Raw genomic sequence first — 17,997 nt, 5'->3', positions numbered from 1 at the left:
GGCATGGCCTCGCGGCCAATTTTGTCCTGCACATAATGTGCCCAGAACCACTCCATATCCTGCCGGGTCAACCCGAAGCCCTCGGCAAAATCGTCGTAGGAACGATGGCCGGACGCGGGCGCGTCGACGACCGGATAGCAGAGGACCTGACCCGCAAGCGGAGGAATACCGCTCTCTCCGACCAGGCGCAGGGCTGCCGCAACAGCGAGATTGCCGCCAGCGCTATCGCCGGCGAGAAAGACCTTTGCGGGATCGATGCCCAGTCCGCGCGCTTCGGAAATAGACCATTTCAGACTGGCGACGGCGTCATCCACTCCGGCAGGGCAAGGGTGTTCGGGGGCGCGACGATAATCCACTGAAAGCACGGCAACCTGCGCGCCACCGCTAATGCCGCGCGCAAATCCGTCATGGGTCTCGATATCGCAGACAACGAAGCCGCCGCCATGCAGAAACACGACCAGCGGCAACGTTTCGTTGCCTTGAGGCCAGTAGAAGCGTGCACGGCAACGTCCCCAGTCCATCGGAATGTCAACATCCCGAACCGTCACAGGGCCGGCGCCAGGCCAGATCTGGAACCGTGACCCCGCCTTCGAAGCACGCGCGCCGGCCACGTCGAGCCCACTGATGCGCGGCTCGCTCGCCTTCTTGCGAATATAGGCTTGCAGGAAAGGATCAAGTGTCATCCGTCCGTCCCACCCTTGCTTTGAGGGGACGAACGTTAGCAATCTTATGTTGACTAAGTCAACTCAATTTACTAGAAGCGGAGGCTAACGGAGCAGCACATGTTCGATCAGGCAACGGTGGAGGAATTCCGCAGCGCCGCTGTTCAGCGCGGACGCCTCCTGATCGACGGGAGCTGGGTCGAGGCTGCGGACGGTGCGACGATGGATGTCGTCTCGCCACTTGATGGGCGCGTGCTCACGACGATCGCGAAGGGAACCCGTAAGGATGCCGATGCGGCAATCAAGGCGGCGCGCGTAGCCTTCACCGACGGTCGCTGGTCGTCGCTGCCGCCTGCGGCGCGCAAGCTGGTTCTCCTCAAATGGGCGGAGCTTATCGAACGCAACGCCATGGAGATCGCTGTTCTCGGCGTGCGCGACAACGGCACCGAGATCGCCATGGCCTACAAAGCCGAGCCGCTCTCGGCTGCCGCAACAATCCGTTACTATGCCGAGGCGCTCGACAAGATTTACGGTGAGATAGCGCCCACGGGACCAGAAACGCTTGCGCTGGTGCATAGAGAGCCGGTCGGCGTTGTCGGGGCAATTCTTCCCTGGAATTTCCCCCTGATGATCGGCGCATGGAAGATCGGGCCCGCGCTCGCTGTAGGCTGCACCATGGTGGTCAAGCCGTCCGAGTCTGCCTCTTTGACACTGCTCAAGATCGCCGACCTCGGGCTTCAGGCAGGCTTGCCCGCCGGCGTCCTCAATATCGTGACGGGAGAAGGCACTGTCGTCGGCGCAGCGATTTCGGAAAGCATGGACATCGATGTACTGACATTCACCGGCTCTGGCCCCACCGGCCGGCGGCTGATGGAAGCCGCGGCCCGATCCAACCTAAAGCGCGTCTATCTCGAACTCGGCGGCAAATCGCCCAACGTCGTCTTTGCCGATGCTCCGAACCTGGCCGAAGCGGCCAAGGTTGCAGCAGGTGGCATTTTCCGAAATTCCGGACAGGTCTGCATCGCAGGTTCGCGGTTGCTCGTCGAACGCAGCGTCCACGACGCTTTTGTCGTCGAGCTGACGAAGGCCATGCGAGGGATTGCCGTGGGAGATCCGCTCGACATCAGGACGGGCGCGGGTGCTGTGACGTCCGCCGCGCAGCTCGACCGCAACCTCGGCTTCGTCAAGGAGGCGCACAGTCTGGGCCGCACTGTCGTCGGCGGTGCACGAATCCGTGAGGAGACCGGCGGGTTCTTCATGGAGCCGACCATCATCACCGGCGTGGAAGCCACTGATCGGCTCGCGCGCGAAGAAGTGTTCGGGCCCGTCCTCGCAGTCACCCCGTTTGACACGGAGGAAGAGGCCCTTGCCCTTGCAAACGGCACTGAATTTGGGCTTGCCGCGGCGGTCTGGACCTCGAACCTGTCGCGCGCCCATCGCATGGTCCGCGGCATCAATGCCGGCGTCGTACATGTGAACACGTATGGAGGCGCGGATCTGACGGTGCCGCTCGGTGGCTTGAAACAGTCGGGCAATGGACATGACAAATCGCTGCACGCTTTCGATAAGTTCCTCGACCTAAAGACCGCGTGGATCAAGCTCTAATTCGACGTCCCTCATGGTACAGGTTCCGGAGACGCAATGAACAAGGCGCTCGTACTCGACTTCGGCGGTGTCATTTCGCGCACCATGTTCGAAACGCACGACGACAATGAAAAGGCGCTCGGGCTTGCGCCCGGCACGCTTCAATGGCGCGGCCCGTTCGATCCGGAAAACGACACCGTCTGGCGGAACATGCAGGCCGGGAAAATCAGCGAGCGCGATTACTGGACGTATCGGATGAAGGAGACGGCGGCCCTTGTGGGTGAAAACTGGACCGAGTTTTCGGTCTTTGTCGGGCGCGTGCGCGGTGCCGATCCCAATTCCGCCATTCGTCCCGAGGCGCGAGATGCCATCGAAACTGCCCATAAAGCGGGCGCAAAGCTTGCCATCCTGTCGAACGAACTGGACCTCTTCTATGGTGCCGAGCTTCGCAAGAAGCTCGGCTTCCTCGACAAGTTCGACACGATCGTGGACGCGACCTATACCGGCATCCTGAAGCCTGATCCTCGCGCGTACGGCTTCGTTACAGACGCCTTGAAGCTTGCCCCGGAAGATTGCATTTTCGTCGACGATCAGCAGAAAAATATCCTCGGCGCGGAAGCATTCGGTATGACCACGGTTTTTTTCGACGTGACGCGCCCGCGAGATAGCTATGTCGAAGCCTTGCGGCTACTCGGCATCGAGAGTATGGCCCCATAAGCTCAGGCACCGTTTGCCGGGTAACGACAGGCTAGGCGTCGTAGCTTTTGGATCGCGCGTCCCGCCGAAATTTGCGGAAGGTCAATCCCTGTGCGGATTTAAAGCACGCGCTGTGAGCTTGGAAGAGCAGCGGCCTGCACGGTCATCCCTGTTAAACGTGGAGGCCGGTGACTTTCCAGAACACAGCGAAGGTTCGCTGAATATGCGAACGCATTGCTCGTTCGGCGGCCGGACCATCTCGCTTCAATATGGCCGCAACGATCTGGGCGTGATCCGCGTTCCCGAACGACAATTCCTCGCCAGTGGTGGCGCGGGCGATCGGCGCATTGAAGTAGAATTGCCCCGAATGATAGATCGCATCGGTGAGTCGCTCGTTGCCTGAGGCGCACATGATCGCATCGTGGAAATCGCGATTTGTCTTCACCCGCATCTCTTCGTCCGAACTGCGCAATTTCAGCCGCCGCTCATGGATGGCGGCGATTGCAGCGATGTCTGACGGCGAGCCGCGCGTCGCAGCAAGACTTGCGGCATAGCCCTCGAGTACCATACGCAATTCCGCGTTCTGTCTGATCTCATCCGGAGTGAACTCACGCACGGCCCAACCGCGCTTGCGCGGCACAACGAGGCCCGCATGGGCCAGACGCTGAAGACTTTCCCGCACCGGCGTGCGGCTGACTTGTAGCCGCTCGGCCAGGTCCAACTCGATCAGTGGTTGATTGGGCCGCAGCTCGCCAGTCACGATCTGTCGCCGCAACGCACTATAGACGTCGCTCGACAGGCGAGATTGTGGAAGCTCAGTTGGAGACATTAAGGCAACCATATTTTGCACGCAAGTTTGCATACAAACTTGCTTTCGTCTATAGGGAAGAGCGGGGACGCACAAAGGGCAAGGCAAGGAGTGTGCATGCGGACGTATCGCCTCATTGAACCGCCATCGACGTCAATGGACGCGCGCGCACTGTGGCCGGAGGCGAACATGACCGAGCGGAATAAGAGTTGGGTCCTCCATACGCTGGCCGCGGAGATTACCAACTCCGATTATCGACGCTTCTGCCACGCTTCCGCGAGTCTCGACCAGCGAGTCAGCCTGATCGAGACCAAAAGCAACTGCACACTGCGCGTCAATATCTATGGGTGTAAGGGCGACGCCTTCGCCGATGATGAAGTCCGGCGTATCGCGATTCGAATGAGGATTGTCCAATGAGCGATATCGAAACACTAGGAGGCCGCCTTGCAGTCGTGACCGGCGGCAGCAACGGCATCGGCGCTGCAGCAGTCAAGCGGCTTGCGGCCGCCGGAGCTGACGTGATCGTCGGCTATCACAATAGCGAGGACCGCGCTCAGGCGCTGCTGCGCGGCCTGCCGACGGGGCGCCACGAGGTGGCACGCCTCGCGCTGGAAGAGCCTGCCAGCTTCAAGGCGCTTGCGGCGCGCATCGACCGACGAGGCGGTAAACTCGACATCCTCGTGAACTCCGCCGGGTTCACACGCGCAATTCCGCACCACGATCTGGAGACACTGACCGACGAATTGTTCGAGCAAATCCTGATCGCCAACGTGCGCGGCCCCTACTCCGCAATCCGAGCATTGCGCCCGCAATTGCGGGCCTCAGGCGACGCCGTGGTCATCAATGTGTCGTCGATTTCCGGCTTTACAGCCTCAGGCAGCAGTGTGGCCTATTGTGCTTCGAAGGCCGCACTCGACAACATCAGTATGTCTCTCGGGCGAGCACTCGGGCCTGAGATTCGCGTTCTCAGCGTATCGCCCGGCGCCGTTGCGACCGATTTCGTCCCCGGTCGCGACCGTGCAGCGCTGGAAGCCGGCGCACTGTCAACGCCGCTCAAGCGCGTCATTGAGCCGGATGACGTTGCCGCAGCGATCCTTGCCTGTGCAACACACCTGAAGGTCAGCACCGGGACCACGATCGTGGTCGACGGCGGACGCCATCTCTAGAAGCGCGGCATCCTAGCTCTGAACAGCGAACTCCTGGAGGGCAGGTTTCATGCTTTGCAAGCTTGCTGTGCGCGTGCCTATTAGCGGTGGCGTTCGGCGCGGGCGCCGGTGTGGACGAACAGTATCCGCAGAAGACGATTTGCCGTAACGCGGCGGTATGCAAACTCTGATCGACCTGCTTGGCAGCATATCGACGTGATCGTCGAAAGCATCGCGGTCGCGCGTCACGGTATCAACGCCGGTACGCTGCGAGGCCTCGGTGTAACCAGTGCGGAACCTTGGCCATCCTCCGAACGGCATGCGTCTTCCCGGTTTCGAGGTGATATCCTGGATTGGGCCCGCATCAGGCGAAAAAAGGCGTCTGAAGATCAGGTGCTTGGCCGCTCGCGCGGCGGCCTGACCAGTCGATACATATGGCAGTTTGCGGCCTGGGATGTCCTGTCCGCTTCACGCTCACCGCAGGCCAGAACGACGATACACCGCAAGCCACCGCATTGATCGAGGAACTGGCTGTCGAGGTCGTCATCGTCAACACAGCCTATGACGCCGATCATTTGCGCAAAAGCATCGCCGCCAAAAGCGACGCTCGCCGCCATCCCGAACAACCTGTCGCGCGCGCTCCGATATCCGTTTCGACAAGCATCTCTATGCCCGGCGCAATCTTGTGGAATGCTTGCTTCTCCAAACTCAAGCGGTTTCGTCGCGTCGCCACCCGCTTCGAAAAGACGTACCAGATTGCCGGATGCGACAAATGTCCCCACTGCTTAGCGGACCGGCGGCCGCTCCAAGATATCTTCCATGCCATCGTAAGGTCGTGGAATCACATGCGCAGACACAACTTTCCCGATCTGTCGCGCGGCCGCAGCACCTGCATCGACAGCGGCCTTTACCGCCCCCACATCCCCCTGCACGACGATAGATATCAACCCTCCGCCTGCCTGCTGTTTCGTTACCAGTCTTACATTGGCCGCCTTGACCATTGCGTCGGCGGCCTGAATGGCCGCAACCAGTCCGCTCGTCTCGACGAAACCGAGTGCCTGCAATGCCATGACTTACTCCTTATCCGAACGACCGAGCACAAAGCGAAGTTCGTCACGCCGTCCGACCGGTACCGAAAAACGGCGGAAACCCATGCGGTGAAGCTTGGCAAGCATTTCGTGAGGGATACCGCCGGCTTCAATCCCGAGAGCTGCGCCCCGATCCGCGGCGGATGCGGCCTCCGCCAGCAGATTGGTTACATAGATCGGCAGTTTGCGGAACGGATTGACAGGAATCAACTCTTCCTTCGCATACTGATCAAGCACGTCCAGCGATTGTTGCACTTCAATCGGGAAGCCACAAACCGTGCGGACAATATCGGCGATATCGATCCAGATCGGCGAACCCAAATCGACGAAGCGCAGCACGTCGTCGAGCGCCATAACGTTATTAATTACGGCGCCGGCCTGAAGGCCTGCTGTCCTCGCCTTTTGCTGAAACGCAGCAAATTCCGCAACACATGATATGCCGCCGATGAGGACGCCCGCTTCCTTGCCACCAGCGGCGGCAGCGATTCCATCGAGCATGGCCTGAAGATAGCTCGTCGAGCCCAGAGGAAGGAAAAACCCTGCTGGCAACTCCTCCCAATTGTCGATCAAACGGCGCGCCCGATCCGAACTCACCCGTGGAAGACGCAGCCAGAGCGGAGCTTGCGGATTGCTCAACAGTGCCGGAGCACACGCATCATGCACGATCGAGCGAATATCACCCCCCAGACCTGGTGGTGCGTCGACACGGCCGATCGCAGCGGTGAGCTCGACAAACTGGCTGACACTCCCCTTGGCGATGATCAGGTCCGTGACGCTTGCAAGATTGCCGGTCCGCACGCCGGCATTGGCCGCTTCGACGAGCTCTTCGCTCGACTTGGGCGAGACCCAAACTGTCGCATGCGATTTTTCGTCCGCCCAATCGAGCAAGCGCTTTAAGGATGGCAAACCCGCTCCGGCAGCTTTTAATTGGAGAGCCCCCGCAAAGACCATGCCGGTGCCGCCATCCATCGAAATCTGCGTCCCTTCAGGGTATGTCGCGCCTCCGATCGTGAACGTCTTTCGATTAGGATCGACGCTGATCGCATCGCAACCGACGATGCAGGGCCGATCGAGCGCACGGGACACCACCGCGGCATGGCTCAAGGCACCACCACGAGCCGTTATGATGCCGTTCGCGGCAAGCATACCCCGGATATCCTGAGGACTCGTCGTGGGACGCAGCAGAATGACGTTCTCACCTGCCAGGGCCCGGTCAGCCGCCCGATCGGCATCAAGAACCGCAGCGCCGCTCGCATGTCCAGGCGAAGATCCCAATCCTCGGGCTAGAAGGGCCGCGCGCGCCACCTCCTCTTCGTCGAACGCGGGCCGCGAAACTTTGCGCACCTGCTCTATCGAGACGCGTCGCAGGGCAGCCTGCTTCGTGATTGCACCCTCTTCGACCAGGTCCTCGGCAATCTTGATCGCCGCAGTAGCCGTCCGCTTGGCGGGCCGGACTTGGAGAAAATAGAGCTTTCCAGCCTCGACCGTGAACTCAATATCAACCGCATCAAGATAAAGAGCTTCAAGCGTCTTGCTGTGCTTTTCAAACGCCTGCCGGAGCACGGGATCGAGCGCTTTGGAATCGGACAGGTCGATGGGCGTATGCGTTCCGGAGACGAGATCCTCTCCTTGCCGACCAATCAGGTACTCGCCGTAAAGCGCTCTCCGGCCGTCATTTGGGTTTCGGGTGAACGCAACGCCCGAACCGGAATTCTCATCTGCGTTTCCGAACACCATCGCTTGAACGGTGACCGCTGTTCCCAAATCGTCCGAGATGCCGTGATGCTTGCGATAGGCTTTGGCGCGCGCGCTGTCCCACGATCGAAAAACCGCCTCGATGGCCTGCTTGAGCTGGCCGGCCGGATCGGCGCTCACCTGCTCACCTTGCCCTTCAATATGGGCGACGATCGCACACTCCAGCGCACCGAACGTTGCCTGATTGCGCTCCTTCCGCGCCGCAGCCTCGGGGGCCTTAATGGCGCTCATGAGTTCAGACGGGTCGAGCCCTAGAACGATGTCGCTGAACATGCGCCAAAAGCGCAGCCATGTATCCAGCGCAAAATCGCTCCCGCCGACACCGTCCGCCAGGATCAGCGCGGACGCCGACGTCAGGCCGAGATTGAGGACCGTATCCATCATGCCAGGCATGCTTACGGCGGCGCCCGATCGCACCGAAACCAGCAGCGGACGGTCCTTGTCGCCGAACAGGCGGCCGGACTGTGTTTCAAGCCTATCGATCGCCTCGTGCACTTGGGCGAGAAGAGCCTCACCGACCTTGCCACCATTCGCTCGGAATTCATGGAAGCCGTCGACACCAATGACAAAGGCTGGAGGAATCGGGATTCCGGCGCGCGCCATTTTGGCGAGACCACTTGCTTTACCGCCAAACCGCAGCGCGTCTTCGACGTCGCAATCCGTCACTTCACGAACGAAACTGTTGCCCATGATCGTCATCTGCATGTGTTCACGTGTCCCGAGGCCGACCGATCACGGACAGAATATCTTCGTGAAATTCGAACCAGACGTTGTGAACTGAATCGAGCGTTGGCTTGCACACATAATCTTTCTCGCCCTGGTCGACGAGCGCGACGCTCGTGCCGAAGCGATCGACGTAGATGTTGTAGCGCGGGATCAACGGCGTCAGTTCTTGAATATTCTTGGTCAACCGTTCCACCGTCTTGATGAGCCGCCCCTGGATGCGATCATCGCCATCCGTCGACTGCCATTCGCTGACCTGTTTGATGAACTGATCGTTGATCACTTCGAAACGTTCGTACCACGCCAGAACCGACTCATTTGAGCGAAGAGGTCCGTAGGCAGCACTGTAAAATTTGTGCACGGCATTCGTGCCGTCCGGCAAGAGGAGATACTTGCCTTCCGCCACCATGAGCAGCCCCTTCTCCGCCGCCGCGTCGAGCACGGCTTGCGCCAGGGCGGCATCGACGCCAACAGCGCGCGCCAGCTCCTTTGCCGATGCCATCTTTTTAAGATGGGCGCCGTTGAGCACGAGAAATTCATCTTCACTTAAGGCTGTCATCGTCCGTCCAATCGATGCAGGGGCCGGGCGCCGCAGAAGCGGCGCCCGGCCAGTCATGGTGGTCACTACTTCCAATAGTATTTCGACCGATTGAGGCTCACATCCTCGGGGAACGGGAGATAGCCTTCGCCCGAGAATATCTTTTGCGGGACCGTGGCTTGAGCAAAGCCACGCTTGACGATGTCATAGTAATAGTTGGAAACGCGTTGATCGATCTCCCAGAACTCGTAGTCCTTGCAGGCCTTTTCGTAGGTGCCGGCAAGTCGCAGATGCGGCAGGATCATGTCGATATAGTACACATACATGCCGTTGGTGATAAGAGTGCGCCGCGACATCCGCGAAAACTTGGTGTACAGCTTGAAGGTCGCTTGCTGGATCCCTTCGAGCCGCTTGTCCAGCTCTGATATCTTGACCTGGTAAACCTCGCCCATCGGCGTATTCCACTTCTCGCGCACGAAGACCGCGCCGCCGACAATGTGCTCGATGTAGTTCTTTGGCCGCGTGAAGGTGGTCGAAATGTCATTCACCCGGATCTCCGAGAGATTCATCTTCTCGGGATCGATCACGAGGCACAGCGTGTAGCAGTGGGGCACGTTCTCGTGGTCGCAAACATCGCTCCAATCGTAGACCTCCTCGTTGGTAAAGAGATCGCGAATGATCATGATCTTGCCGTCCGGCAGCTCGTAAGGCCCGGTGTCGCCCAGACCCAGCCGGCAATCATAATGATCGAGGAACGATAGAAGCTCGGCGGCAGCATTGAAACGGACCAGCGAGTCATGCTTCTCGCTGCCCGGCTCGAAGTATTCGACTTGACCGACCAGCTTGTCGAGGATGTCCTTTTCATGGATCTTGCAACGATAGCGGTCCTGTGAGTTGAGGATGTAGCCGTCCTGCCGCTTACCCCAAAGAACGCGCTGCATGAACTTGAGAATGATATTGCTCTCGCGCACATAGTCCTGCGGCTGGATGGCTTCGAGCGCCAGCAGTCCACAACGTCCCATGCCGAAGCCGACGGCGCCGATGCACCAGTCGTGAACACAATTCACCTTGGTGCCGATCTCCCGCCGCGCCGACGCCCCGATGTCGATGATGCCTTGAGCGCCGACTTCGTTGGTCGTCATCTCGAGGATTTCCGGCCAGCGATAGAACTCGTGCATGAAGGCGAGGATCTCGTATTCCTGGCGCGGGATCATGCCTGACACGCCTTCGGTCGCGCGCATCACCAGCACGTCCCAGATGTTCCAGGCCAGATAGTTGTTGAGGTCGTTCAGCTCGGCGACAGTGAATTGATCGCGGAGCACATCTTCCTTGCTGACTTTTTCCAGAACTTTGCTCTTGGCGCGCTGGCGCAAGACCTTGTCGCCCAAGATGCCATCGGGCACGGGATCCATGCCCTTGAAATTGCCCTGGTAGACGAGATCCTGAAAACGCATACCGTCGTCCGCAGACTTGTAACGGTCCTTATAGGTAGACATCGGTTTCCTCCTCGATTGCGATTATGCTTGGATTGATCAGCTGACGATGGCGATCCGGCCTGTCTCCCTGTCTTCGCAATGCAGCTGCACTTTCTTGCCCTCAAGGGCCTTGATGATGGCAGCGAAATGAGCGTCGTTGTTTCCGCCCGTGACGTAGCGGGAGTCGCTGTCCGTGAGGTAGGCCGTCATCACGCAGGGCATCTGGAATTCACGCGAGAGGATTCCGAGATGTGACTCCGGAGCGCCTGACATCGTGATCACGCCAATGGATCCCATGCTCAAGGCCGGCGCGAGGAAGGTTGTCGTTCCGCCCTGGACGAGGAGAATATGCTCCTTCAGCTTGCCGCTCTGGATGAGAGCGATGACGGACTTTGGATCCGGAAGATATTTGACGATGCCGGACGGCGTCTTCTTGGTCTCGAAGCTATTATAACCTTCCGCGACATAACTCATTTAGACTCCTCCCTGTGTGTTGACGTGGTTAGAAGAATGGTCAGTGAAACGGTCGTCGCTCGCTGCCGCGCAAGCGGCGAAGGGCGTTCAACAGGTGGTCGTTGATACCGCTGACGTGGGTGGCGGGAACGTTGTGCCGTGCAGAAGGACTGCCTACACCGCACGTTATTCGTCCACCAAACGCCTCTGTCGCAGCCATGCGCCGGTCGCGCCTGACGGCCGCGACGTCGGCAAGTTCACTGTGCTGGCAACCACAGCTGCAGTTTGAAGTGACGCTTCCGCAACAATTGCCAGGCTCCGCCGTGGGAGCGATCGCGCAGCTTGAGGCGAAGCCGTCGGGGAGCATCTGTGCCACGAGTTCCTGTGGCCAAACGGCGACGAACTCCGCGCCAGCAGCGCGCAATTGCTGCTCGGAGTGCATGCCCCAGGCCACGCCGATCGCTCGAACACCACATTCCACGGCGTGTCTGACGTCGCCGACGGTATCCGTGATGAGCGCGATCTGATCCGCGAGCGGCGGGTCAGGATCATGCCCCTCCCGGTAGGCTGGTGAGCAATTTCGGCTGACCAGATACGAACGGTCCGCCAGAAAGCGCCGGACACAGGCCCGCTTGTCTTTTTCAACATCGCCGCCGAAGACGTGCGAGAAGCAATGCGTCAGGCCTTCGCGATCAAGAATGCGCCGTATCGTGGCCACCGAATTCGAGGATATCACTGCCAGCGAGCACTTGCCGGCAAAGGCGCGCACAACGTCTGCCATGCCAGGCACGAATTCGGGGTTATATTCTCGTTGCAGAAGCTCGAGGAAATGCCGCGCCGCCTCTTCGGCGCGACGGTCGTCGCCACAGTGCTTCTGAAGCCCGTGAAACATATTGTCTTCGAGCAGACCGAAGAACTCGGCCTGGCTGTTGATGCCAAGCCCCAAGGCCGCATTGGTTTTGGCGAACACTCGCCAGGACGCTTCCCTGGTCTGCACCAGCGTCCCATCGAGATCAAAGAGGACAGCGCGCACTTCTTTCATCGCAGCTCTGCCATCCCAGCGCGAACGCGCGTCTCCGGAGCCGCGTTGAGTGCGGTCAGCTGCGGCATCTCAAAGAAGTCCTGGATCTCGCCGTAGCCGGTCAGATTCTCACAGGTCCATCGCGCAAGGGCGTTGAAGGACACCATGTTCGGCCAACACTGCCATGGGAAGCTCGTTAACCCCTTACCGTGGAGCTTCCATTCGCGGTCGCTGCTGTCGGTCAGCACCAGGTCAACCTCGTCCGCGTAGCGGTCACGTGACCTCTTGGTCACGCCATGGGCTTCCTTCAGTCCGAAGACTTTGCCCTTCTCGACCACATAGCCATGAGCCAGCGACAGTTCGCGACCGTTCGATTTGGGGTCGAAACTGAATATGACGTGAAAAGCGAGATCCTTTGAAAAGTGGGCGTGCAGCCAGCTCATATTGGGCGCGCCGCGTTCGGGGCGAGGTCCCCAGCTGTGATCCATCGTCGAAATGCAGTCGATCGGGAACGTCTTTCCCCGGATCGCAACTTTTCCCTTGAAATGTCCGGTCTGGTCGAAATGCCCGTTGTAAGCGGTTCCCCAGGCGAACTTGCCGCCCTGCTCGGCTTCCCTGAGGGCTTTCGCCTTCATCGGATCCATATCGGGATCGTGAATGTCGAATGGCAGCATGATCGAACGATAGTCGACGTCGATCAGCGTGCCCTCGCCGTCATCATAGCCAATGTGCCAGTCCATATTCGGGCGCAGACACCTGATGCTGAGCGAGTTATCGAGCGTGAAGGCGCTGAGATCGCGCGGCTCGGGAATCGGCATCGAGGCCCGGAGATCGCAAAAGTCCGCTTCCCAGGGTGTATTCGCGAAACCTGAATTCATGCAGATGGTGGAGCTGACGATGCCCAGATTTGGACGGAACAGGGCGTAAACGCCGATATTCAGCTTCGCCTCGGCGTTAAAGAAACCAAAGAAATTGGTCTCGGCCCAGTTTTGGACGCCTGCGTCCGCCTTGTGAAAATAGACGTCCTCGTCTTGGATCATGCTGTTCCTCCTAGCCGGCGCTCTTTGCGGCACCCTCTGCGAGCACCGTCATCATCCGTATTTAAAATGCCCTCGCCACGGTCGTCCAAGATAAAACCGCGCGGTGTTTTTTATCCCCACGAGAGAATGACGCTCGGCAGCTCGACCCCCTAGTGTTCGCGAAATGGCGTCAATCGAGCGCCGACAATCGTGGCTAGGGAGTGCGCTATGGAGATCGGGCGTGTGGTCGGAACGGTCGTTTCGACGATCAAGTCGTCCGGCCTGAATTCCTACAAATTGCTGGTTGTAGAGCCTGTGGAGGTTGAAGCCGAAGTGGCAACCCCCAAGAGCGCCGCCGCTCATGTCGCCATCGATCTCATTGGCGCTGGCGAAGGCGACGTTGTCCTGGTCACACGCGGTAGCGCCGCACGACTGGGCGACGCTGGCAACGCACCGACCGACGCTGCCATCGTCGCCGTCGTCGATAACGTCCAGATCGGCTCCAAGAATGTCTACTCGAAAGCGTGACCGGCAGAGACACCCGTCAACTCAACCATCCCAACCCAAGCAAGGAGAAGCTCAGATGAATACGACGCCAACGACCGGCCAACCGAGGGGCGCTCTCGGTTTGATCGAAACCAAAGGTCTTGTGGGCGCCATAGAAGCGGCCGACGCCATGGTCAAGGCCGCGAATGTGCGGCTGATCGGACGCGAGCAAATTGGCGGAGGCCTGGTGACCGTGATGGTCCGTGGCGACGTCGGCGCCGTGAAAGCAGCGACCGACGCCGGAGCGGCGGCGGCCGGCAAGGTCGGTGAAGTCGTTTCTGTGCACGTCATTCCCCGCCCGCACGAGGATGTCGAAGGTATTCTCGGAAAGGGCTGACGCTCATCCGTAGAGTCCTTTTCGAAACTCTGATGCATGAGCGAGTTCATGAGCGTTGCAATGAATCTTGATTCCGACTTAGCGGGCTTGGCGGAAGCGCGCAACAAGGCACGCCAAGCGCACGCCGCCTTCCAGGCGTTCGCTGACGCGGATCAGGAAAGAGTCGACAGCATTGTTCGAGCCATGGCGGATGCCGGCACAGCAGCCGCCCAAGAGCTTGCTCGCATGGCCGTCGATGAAACCGGATTTGGCGTATACGAGGATAAGATCCTCAAGAACCTGTATAATACCAAATTCGTTGCGGCTTCGATGCTGCCAATGCGGACCGTAGGTGTTTTGTGGGTCGACGAAGTCAACCGCATGACCGCCATCGGATCTCCTATGGGCGTCATAGCGGCCATCATTCCCGTTACCAATCCTACCTCGACGGTCCTCTTCAAATGCCTTGCGGCCGTCAAGTCGGGCAACGCGATCGTGTGCGCGCCCCACCCTCGCGCCGTCCGGTCCTGCGTCCGAGCTGCGGAGATCATGGCGAACGCCGCCGTCAAGGCCGGAGCTCCCAAGGGCCTTATTTCATGCTTGGAGCTTCCCACCATTCAGTCGACCGGCGAGCTCATGCGCCATCCCGATGTGTCGGTCGTGCTGGCTACCGGCGGACCAGGCATGGTGCGCGCCGCGTATTCGAGCGGTAAACCGACGTTTGCAGTCGGCGCCGGTAACGTACCCGTCTACATCCATCGATCGGTCAAAGACGTGAAGGAAGCCGCGCTCATGGCCATCACGTCAAAATCGTTCGACAACGGTACAGCCTGTGTCGCCGAGCAATCTATTGTGCTGGATGAGCCTATCGCCGATGCGGGCGTTGCCGCTTTCGCGGCTCAGGGAGCATTCTTTCTAAGCGAGGCAGATCAGAAACAACTGGCCAAGCTTATCTTCACGGACAAGGGCGAACTCAGGCCGGAAGCGGTTGGCCTCTCGGCGCAAGAACTGGGTCGTCGGATCAATCTCAGCGTTCCCAGCGGTTGTAAGGTCCTCGGGGCGCAGTTGACCGAAGTCGGCCCGCAAGCGCCGCTATCGCGCGAGATCCTCGGTCCCGTTCTGTCGTTCTACCGGACGGCGGATTTGCCGGCGGCCTACGAACAATGCCGCCAAATCCTCGCGTTCGGCGGCGAAGGCCACACGCTCGGCCTTCATTGCGAGGACGACCAGGTCATCGCCACGATGTCGGCGCTTCGCGCCGGCCGAATCGTCATCAATACTCCAACGCTGTTTGGTGGCATGGGTTATAGCTGCGCGACCGATCCATCCTTCATGCTCGGTACCGGAACATGGAGCGGGTCCATCGTTTCCGACAACGTGACGCCGCTTCATCTCATCAACATCAAAAGAATTGCGCATGAGATCCGTCCCTGGCGCTCGCTCTATCAGGCGAGCATGGGGATCTGACAATGCTTGCGCGCGTCAAATCAACTGTGTCGACGATCAATCGCGAAACCGGGGCGTTCCTCGAAGCAGCGGCCGCGACGTTTCGCGCATCGACCGCCGGCAACGCCGTGTCTTTTGGTGTGGACCTTGGTACCGCGACGATTGTTCTGACGGCTGTCGATCAAGCCGGGCATCCCGTCTATTGGGACAGCCTCCCCTGTCAAGCTGTCAGGGACGGCGTTGTCGTCAATTTTGGCGACGCTGTCGCCGCCGTGAAGCAGCTCAAGAGCGCGGCGTACTCGGCATTGGGGAGCGACATCTCTGCGGCCGCGACGGCATTCCCTCCGGGCGTACCCGAAGCCGAGGCTCGAGCGTGCCGTTACGTTCTTGAGAACGCCGGCATTACATGTCGCCAATTGGTCGACGAAGTATCCGCGGCTCAAGCACTCCTTCGGCTGGACAACGGCGCGATCGTCGATGTTGGTGGGGGTTCGACGGGCGTCGGCATCGTTGAAAACAGCGTCATTGTCGTTCTCGACGACCAGCCAGGCGGCGGACATCACTTGGACCTTATACTCGCCGGTGCGCTTGGAATCCCTATCGAAGACGCCGAAGCACGTAAACGCCTCGGCGCAGAAGACTACTCCCACATTCTTCGTCCAGGCCTGGAGCGGATTGCAAGCTCAGTCCTCCGCCAGATCGGAACCCATGCCGTTCGATCCATCCACCTTGTCGGTGGTGCAGTTCGGGTGCCTCACGCAGCTTCTATCGTTGCCGGCTACTGCGGGATTGAGACCTGGGCCTATCCCCACTCGGAACTCGTCACCCCCTTCGGAATCGCGATGAGCTGAATCATGGATTTTCAACTGCGCACCTATGCCTTCATCGACAGCATGCAGCCCCAGGCTGCAGCGCACGTCGCCTCGACCTGCCAGGGCGACGTGCCTGTGGCTGGCATGTCCGAACTCTTCATCGAAGTTGCCCCAGGCAATGAAATCTTTCGTTGCGCCGATATCGCCCTCAAAGCGGCCGATGTTCGCCCGGCCCTCCAGATCATCGAGCGCGAGTTTGGCCTTCTCGAGATTCATTCACGCACGCAATCCGAAGTGCTCGCCGCCGGACAAGCTGTGCTCGACTATCTCGGTCTCAAAGAAGAAGACCGTGTAAGACCGACCATCGCGTCATCGCAATTTGTCACCAACGTCAATCCTTATCAGGCCCAGCTGATCAATAAGTGGCGCAAGGGCAATCTGCTTCTGCCACGGTCGAGCCTTTTTGTGCTTGAGGCGACGCCGGCCGCTTATGTGACGCTCGCCGGCAACGAAGCCGAAAAGGCAGCCAACATCAGCCTGATCGAAGTGCGCGCGGTCGGCCGCTTTGGGCGGTTGTTCATCTCGGGTACCGAGAGCGAAGTCGAGTCGGCGGCCAAGGCCGCCGTTGCCTCGTTGGAGGAACTCGGAGGGACGAAGGCATGAGCGTCATCTCTGTCGCGGATGTCGAGAATGCTGCCGGTGTGCTCCAGATATCCACCAAGGATATTCTGACGCCGCTGGCGGCCGACCGAGCCAAAGAGCTGAATGTGCGGATCGAGCGGTCCGGCACCACCCAAATGCCCGTGCCGCAGGTCGCACGTTCGAGTCCCCAGCGGACGACAACGACGACACTGGTAACCGGGCCAACGGCGCCCCCCGGATCGATCCAGCCCGGTGCCTTGTCGGGCTCACTCTATCGACGTGGCGCGCCGGTCCCTCCGCAAATGCGCGTCGAGCAAGAGCCAATCCCTTCAAGCCACGGCGACCGGCCGCAGGCTGCGGTGATTGGCGCAGGGCATGTCGGTGCCATGACCGCGCTTCGCCTCGCTGAAACCTCTCTCTTCTCACGTGTCACGCTGATCGATATCGTTCCTGGCCTTGCGGCCGGGCTCGCTCTCGATATGTGGCATAGCTCGGGACTGCGCAGATTCACCACCCGTATCGAAGGAAGCACCGACCTCGCGGCGCTGGCGGGCGCAAGCTACGTCGTCATGACGGCCGGACGCCCACGTCAACCCGGCATGAGCCGCACCGACCTTACCGGAGTGAACGCAGAAATCGTAGGAGGCGTCGCCGACGGTATCCGTCGCTACGCGCCGAAGGCGGTCGTGGTTGTCGTTACCAACCCGCTCGAGGAAATGACGCACTTGATGGCCAAGCGAACGGGTTTTCCTGCGGGCCGCGTGATCGGAATGGCCGGAGTGCTCGACCGTGCACGCTTCTGCTCGCTTATCGCGCTTGAAGGGATCGCGAAACCGCAAGACGTCGACGCCATCGCTCTCGGGAGTCACGGCGCCGAAATGGTGATTCCCCTGAGCCTCGCCACCGCCAATGGCCGGCCGATCGAAAATTTGATTGCGAAGGACCGGTTGAAAGCCATTGTTGAGCGCGCACGCGATTCCGGCGCCGAGGTCGTCAAGCTACTTCAGAAGGGCAGCGCTTATTTTTCGCCCGCCGAATCCGCCGCCTCAATGGTGGCTGCCATGGTGAAAGGCAGCAGTCCCGTGATTGCAGCCTGCGTGCAGTCCGAGGGGGCGTACGGAGTTGCCAACACACGCGTTGGTCTTCCCGTCCGCCTGGACGCAAATGGTGTCAAAGAAATCGTCACGCTCCCGCTCCGCCCCGAAGAACAAGCAGCGCTGGTGGAAGCCGCCAATAGCATCGCCAAACGCATTTCCGAATTGGGCTAA

Annotated in this window: 19 protein-coding genes and 1 pseudogene; 11 read left to right on the top strand and 9 right to left on the bottom strand. The window is 59.9% G+C overall.

Translation table 11 applies throughout. The annotated features are described in order from the left end of the window. The coding region (locus tag AS156_RS32715; protein ID WP_082747860.1) for an alpha/beta hydrolase at positions 1 to 683 on the bottom strand (683 nt) is incomplete at its 3' end. A 99-nt stretch (positions 684 to 782) separates the two neighbouring features. Here AS156_RS32715 and AS156_RS32710 point away from each other — a divergent pair. Next, positions 783 to 2,267, top strand: a complete 1,485-nt coding sequence (locus AS156_RS32710; RefSeq protein WP_066513495.1) for an aldehyde dehydrogenase family protein — start codon at positions 783 to 785, stop codon at positions 2,265 to 2,267. 36 nt (positions 2,268 to 2,303) lie between these two features. After that, positions 2,304 to 2,963 carry an HAD family hydrolase gene (locus tag AS156_RS32705; RefSeq protein ID WP_066513494.1) on the top strand — a complete coding sequence of 220 codons (660 nt, stop codon included), beginning with the start codon at positions 2,304 to 2,306 and terminating at the stop codon, positions 2,961 to 2,963. Between the two features lie 151 nt (positions 2,964 to 3,114). On the opposite strand, the gene AS156_RS32700 is transcribed toward AS156_RS32705, so the two are convergent. Beyond that, complete coding sequence (locus AS156_RS32700; protein WP_283807957.1) at positions 3,115 to 3,771, bottom strand: GntR family transcriptional regulator; 657 nt, start codon at positions 3,769 to 3,771, stop codon at positions 3,115 to 3,117. A 168-nt stretch (positions 3,772 to 3,939) separates the two neighbouring features. On the opposite strand from AS156_RS32700, the gene AS156_RS32695 reads away from it, so the two are divergent. The 3 genes and pseudogenes from AS156_RS32695 to AS156_RS43595 all read left to right on the top strand — a co-directional run. Then, the gene (locus AS156_RS32695) at positions 3,940 to 4,167 is read left to right on the top strand and encodes a hypothetical protein (RefSeq protein WP_136626553.1); all 228 of its coding nucleotides are present in this window, start codon (positions 3,940 to 3,942) and stop codon (positions 4,165 to 4,167) included. Beyond that, the gene (locus AS156_RS32690) at positions 4,164 to 4,916 is read left to right on the top strand and encodes an SDR family NAD(P)-dependent oxidoreductase (RefSeq protein ID WP_066513491.1); all 753 of its coding nucleotides are present in this window, start codon (positions 4,164 to 4,166) and stop codon (positions 4,914 to 4,916) included. The genes AS156_RS32695 and AS156_RS32690 overlap by 4 nt, the downstream gene beginning before the upstream one ends. Before the next feature lie 351 nt (positions 4,917 to 5,267). Further along, positions 5,268 to 5,644: pseudogene (locus AS156_RS43595) on the top strand (IS5 family transposase); the annotation flags it as partial. A gap of 36 nt (positions 5,645 to 5,680) precedes the next feature. Here the strand turns inward: AS156_RS43595 and AS156_RS32680 are convergent. From AS156_RS32680 to AS156_RS32650, 7 genes are all read right to left on the bottom strand, one after another. Further along, entirely contained in the window at positions 5,681 to 5,965 is a 285-nt protein-coding gene (locus tag AS156_RS32680; protein WP_066513489.1) for a BMC domain-containing protein, read from the bottom strand. Positions 5,966 to 5,968: 3 nt separating this feature from the next. Then, a complete protein-coding gene (locus AS156_RS32675) occupies positions 5,969 to 8,443 on the bottom strand; it encodes a pyruvate, phosphate dikinase (protein WP_066513488.1) in 2,475 nt (824 codons plus the stop codon). A gap of 4 nt (positions 8,444 to 8,447) precedes the next feature. Continuing rightward, on the bottom strand, positions 8,448 to 9,020 hold the full coding sequence (locus tag AS156_RS32670; protein ID WP_136626552.1) for a hypothetical protein: 573 nt from the start codon (positions 9,018 to 9,020) through the stop codon (positions 8,448 to 8,450). A 65-nt stretch (positions 9,021 to 9,085) separates the two neighbouring features. Beyond that, the gene (locus AS156_RS32665) at positions 9,086 to 10,495 is read right to left on the bottom strand and encodes a hypothetical protein (RefSeq protein WP_066513483.1); all 1,410 of its coding nucleotides are present in this window, start codon (positions 10,493 to 10,495) and stop codon (positions 9,086 to 9,088) included. Positions 10,496 to 10,531: 36 nt separating this feature from the next. Next, on the bottom strand, positions 10,532 to 10,948 hold the full coding sequence (locus tag AS156_RS32660; protein ID WP_066513480.1) for a PEP-utilizing enzyme: 417 nt from the start codon (positions 10,946 to 10,948) through the stop codon (positions 10,532 to 10,534). A gap of 40 nt (positions 10,949 to 10,988) precedes the next feature. Further along, entirely contained in the window at positions 10,989 to 11,969 is a 981-nt protein-coding gene (locus AS156_RS32655; protein ID WP_066513479.1) for an HAD family hydrolase, read from the bottom strand. Next, positions 11,966 to 12,988: a DUF7064 domain-containing protein gene (locus AS156_RS32650; protein ID WP_066513478.1), complete on the bottom strand. Its 1,023-nt coding sequence runs from the start codon at positions 12,986 to 12,988 to the stop codon at positions 11,966 to 11,968. Before AS156_RS32650 ends, AS156_RS32655 begins: the two co-directional genes overlap by 4 nt. 207 nt (positions 12,989 to 13,195) lie before the next feature. On the opposite strand from AS156_RS32650, the gene AS156_RS32645 reads away from it, so the two are divergent. From AS156_RS32645 to AS156_RS32620, 6 genes are read left to right on the top strand one after another with little or no spacing between them, the layout of a single operon-like run. Beyond that, the gene (locus AS156_RS32645; RefSeq protein WP_066513476.1) at positions 13,196 to 13,495 is read left to right on the top strand and encodes a EutN/CcmL family microcompartment protein; all 300 of its coding nucleotides are present in this window, start codon (positions 13,196 to 13,198) and stop codon (positions 13,493 to 13,495) included. Between the two features lie 55 nt (positions 13,496 to 13,550). Further along, positions 13,551 to 13,850: a BMC domain-containing protein gene (locus AS156_RS32640; RefSeq protein WP_066513475.1), complete on the top strand. Its 300-nt coding sequence runs from the start codon at positions 13,551 to 13,553 to the stop codon at positions 13,848 to 13,850. A gap of 36 nt (positions 13,851 to 13,886) precedes the next feature. Further along, on the top strand, positions 13,887 to 15,296 hold the full coding sequence (locus AS156_RS32635) for an aldehyde dehydrogenase family protein (protein WP_201456140.1): 1,410 nt from the start codon (positions 13,887 to 13,889) through the stop codon (positions 15,294 to 15,296). 2 nt (positions 15,297 to 15,298) lie between these two features. Next, complete coding sequence (gene eutJ, locus AS156_RS32630; RefSeq protein WP_066513474.1) at positions 15,299 to 16,126, top strand: ethanolamine utilization protein EutJ; 828 nt, start codon at positions 15,299 to 15,301, stop codon at positions 16,124 to 16,126. Positions 16,127 to 16,129: 3 nt separating this feature from the next. After that, on the top strand, positions 16,130 to 16,750 hold the full coding sequence (locus AS156_RS32625; protein ID WP_066513472.1) for a BMC domain-containing protein: 621 nt from the start codon (positions 16,130 to 16,132) through the stop codon (positions 16,748 to 16,750). After that, positions 16,747 to 17,997, top strand: a complete 1,251-nt coding sequence (locus AS156_RS32620; protein WP_082747858.1) for a malate dehydrogenase — start codon at positions 16,747 to 16,749, stop codon at positions 17,995 to 17,997. Before AS156_RS32625 ends, AS156_RS32620 begins: the two co-directional genes overlap by 4 nt.

Origin of the sequence: Bradyrhizobium macuxiense, from assembly GCF_001542415.1 — a bacterium.
Classification (GTDB): domain Bacteria; phylum Pseudomonadota; class Alphaproteobacteria; order Rhizobiales; family Xanthobacteraceae; genus Bradyrhizobium; species Bradyrhizobium macuxiense.
Note: the sequence above shows the minus strand (reverse complement) of the source record. Positions and strands in the feature narration are given on the sequence as shown.

What these genes read in the sequence shown, in the direction of transcription:
- AS156_RS32625 (WP_066513472.1), top strand. Translation starts at nt 16,130, where the DNA reads ATGGATTTTCAACTGCGCACCTATGCCTTCATCGACAGCATGCAGCCC.
- AS156_RS32710 (WP_066513495.1), top strand. Translation starts at nt 783, where the DNA reads ATGTTCGATCAGGCAACGGTGGAGGAATTCCGCAGCGCCGCTGTTCAG.
- AS156_RS32675 (WP_066513488.1), bottom strand. Translation starts at nt 8,443, where the DNA reads ATGCAGATGACGATCATGGGCAACAGTTTCGTTCGTGAAGTGACGGAT.
- AS156_RS32620 (WP_082747858.1), top strand. Translation starts at nt 16,747, where the DNA reads ATGAGCGTCATCTCTGTCGCGGATGTCGAGAATGCTGCCGGTGTGCTC.
- AS156_RS32635 (WP_201456140.1), top strand. Translation starts at nt 13,887, where the DNA reads ATGAGCGAGTTCATGAGCGTTGCAATGAATCTTGATTCCGACTTAGCG.
- AS156_RS32655 (WP_066513479.1), bottom strand. Translation starts at nt 11,969, where the DNA reads ATGAAAGAAGTGCGCGCTGTCCTCTTTGATCTCGATGGGACGCTGGTG.
- AS156_RS32700 (WP_283807957.1), bottom strand. Translation starts at nt 3,771, where the DNA reads ATGTCTCCAACTGAGCTTCCACAATCTCGCCTGTCGAGCGACGTCTAT.
- AS156_RS32680 (WP_066513489.1), bottom strand. Translation starts at nt 5,965, where the DNA reads ATGGCATTGCAGGCACTCGGTTTCGTCGAGACGAGCGGACTGGTTGCG.
- AS156_RS32705 (WP_066513494.1), top strand. Translation starts at nt 2,304, where the DNA reads ATGAACAAGGCGCTCGTACTCGACTTCGGCGGTGTCATTTCGCGCACC.
- AS156_RS32660 (WP_066513480.1), bottom strand. Translation starts at nt 10,948, where the DNA reads ATGAGTTATGTCGCGGAAGGTTATAATAGCTTCGAGACCAAGAAGACG.
- AS156_RS32665 (WP_066513483.1), bottom strand. Translation starts at nt 10,495, where the DNA reads ATGTCTACCTATAAGGACCGTTACAAGTCTGCGGACGACGGTATGCGT.
- AS156_RS32640 (WP_066513475.1), top strand. Translation starts at nt 13,551, where the DNA reads ATGAATACGACGCCAACGACCGGCCAACCGAGGGGCGCTCTCGGTTTG.
- eutJ (WP_066513474.1), top strand. Translation starts at nt 15,299, where the DNA reads ATGCTTGCGCGCGTCAAATCAACTGTGTCGACGATCAATCGCGAAACC.
- AS156_RS32670 (WP_136626552.1), bottom strand. Translation starts at nt 9,020, where the DNA reads ATGACAGCCTTAAGTGAAGATGAATTTCTCGTGCTCAACGGCGCCCAT.
- AS156_RS32690 (WP_066513491.1), top strand. Translation starts at nt 4,164, where the DNA reads ATGAGCGATATCGAAACACTAGGAGGCCGCCTTGCAGTCGTGACCGGC.
- AS156_RS32645 (WP_066513476.1), top strand. Translation starts at nt 13,196, where the DNA reads ATGGAGATCGGGCGTGTGGTCGGAACGGTCGTTTCGACGATCAAGTCG.
- AS156_RS32695 (WP_136626553.1), top strand. Translation starts at nt 3,940, where the DNA reads ATGACCGAGCGGAATAAGAGTTGGGTCCTCCATACGCTGGCCGCGGAG.
- AS156_RS32650 (WP_066513478.1), bottom strand. Translation starts at nt 12,988, where the DNA reads ATGATCCAAGACGAGGACGTCTATTTTCACAAGGCGGACGCAGGCGTC.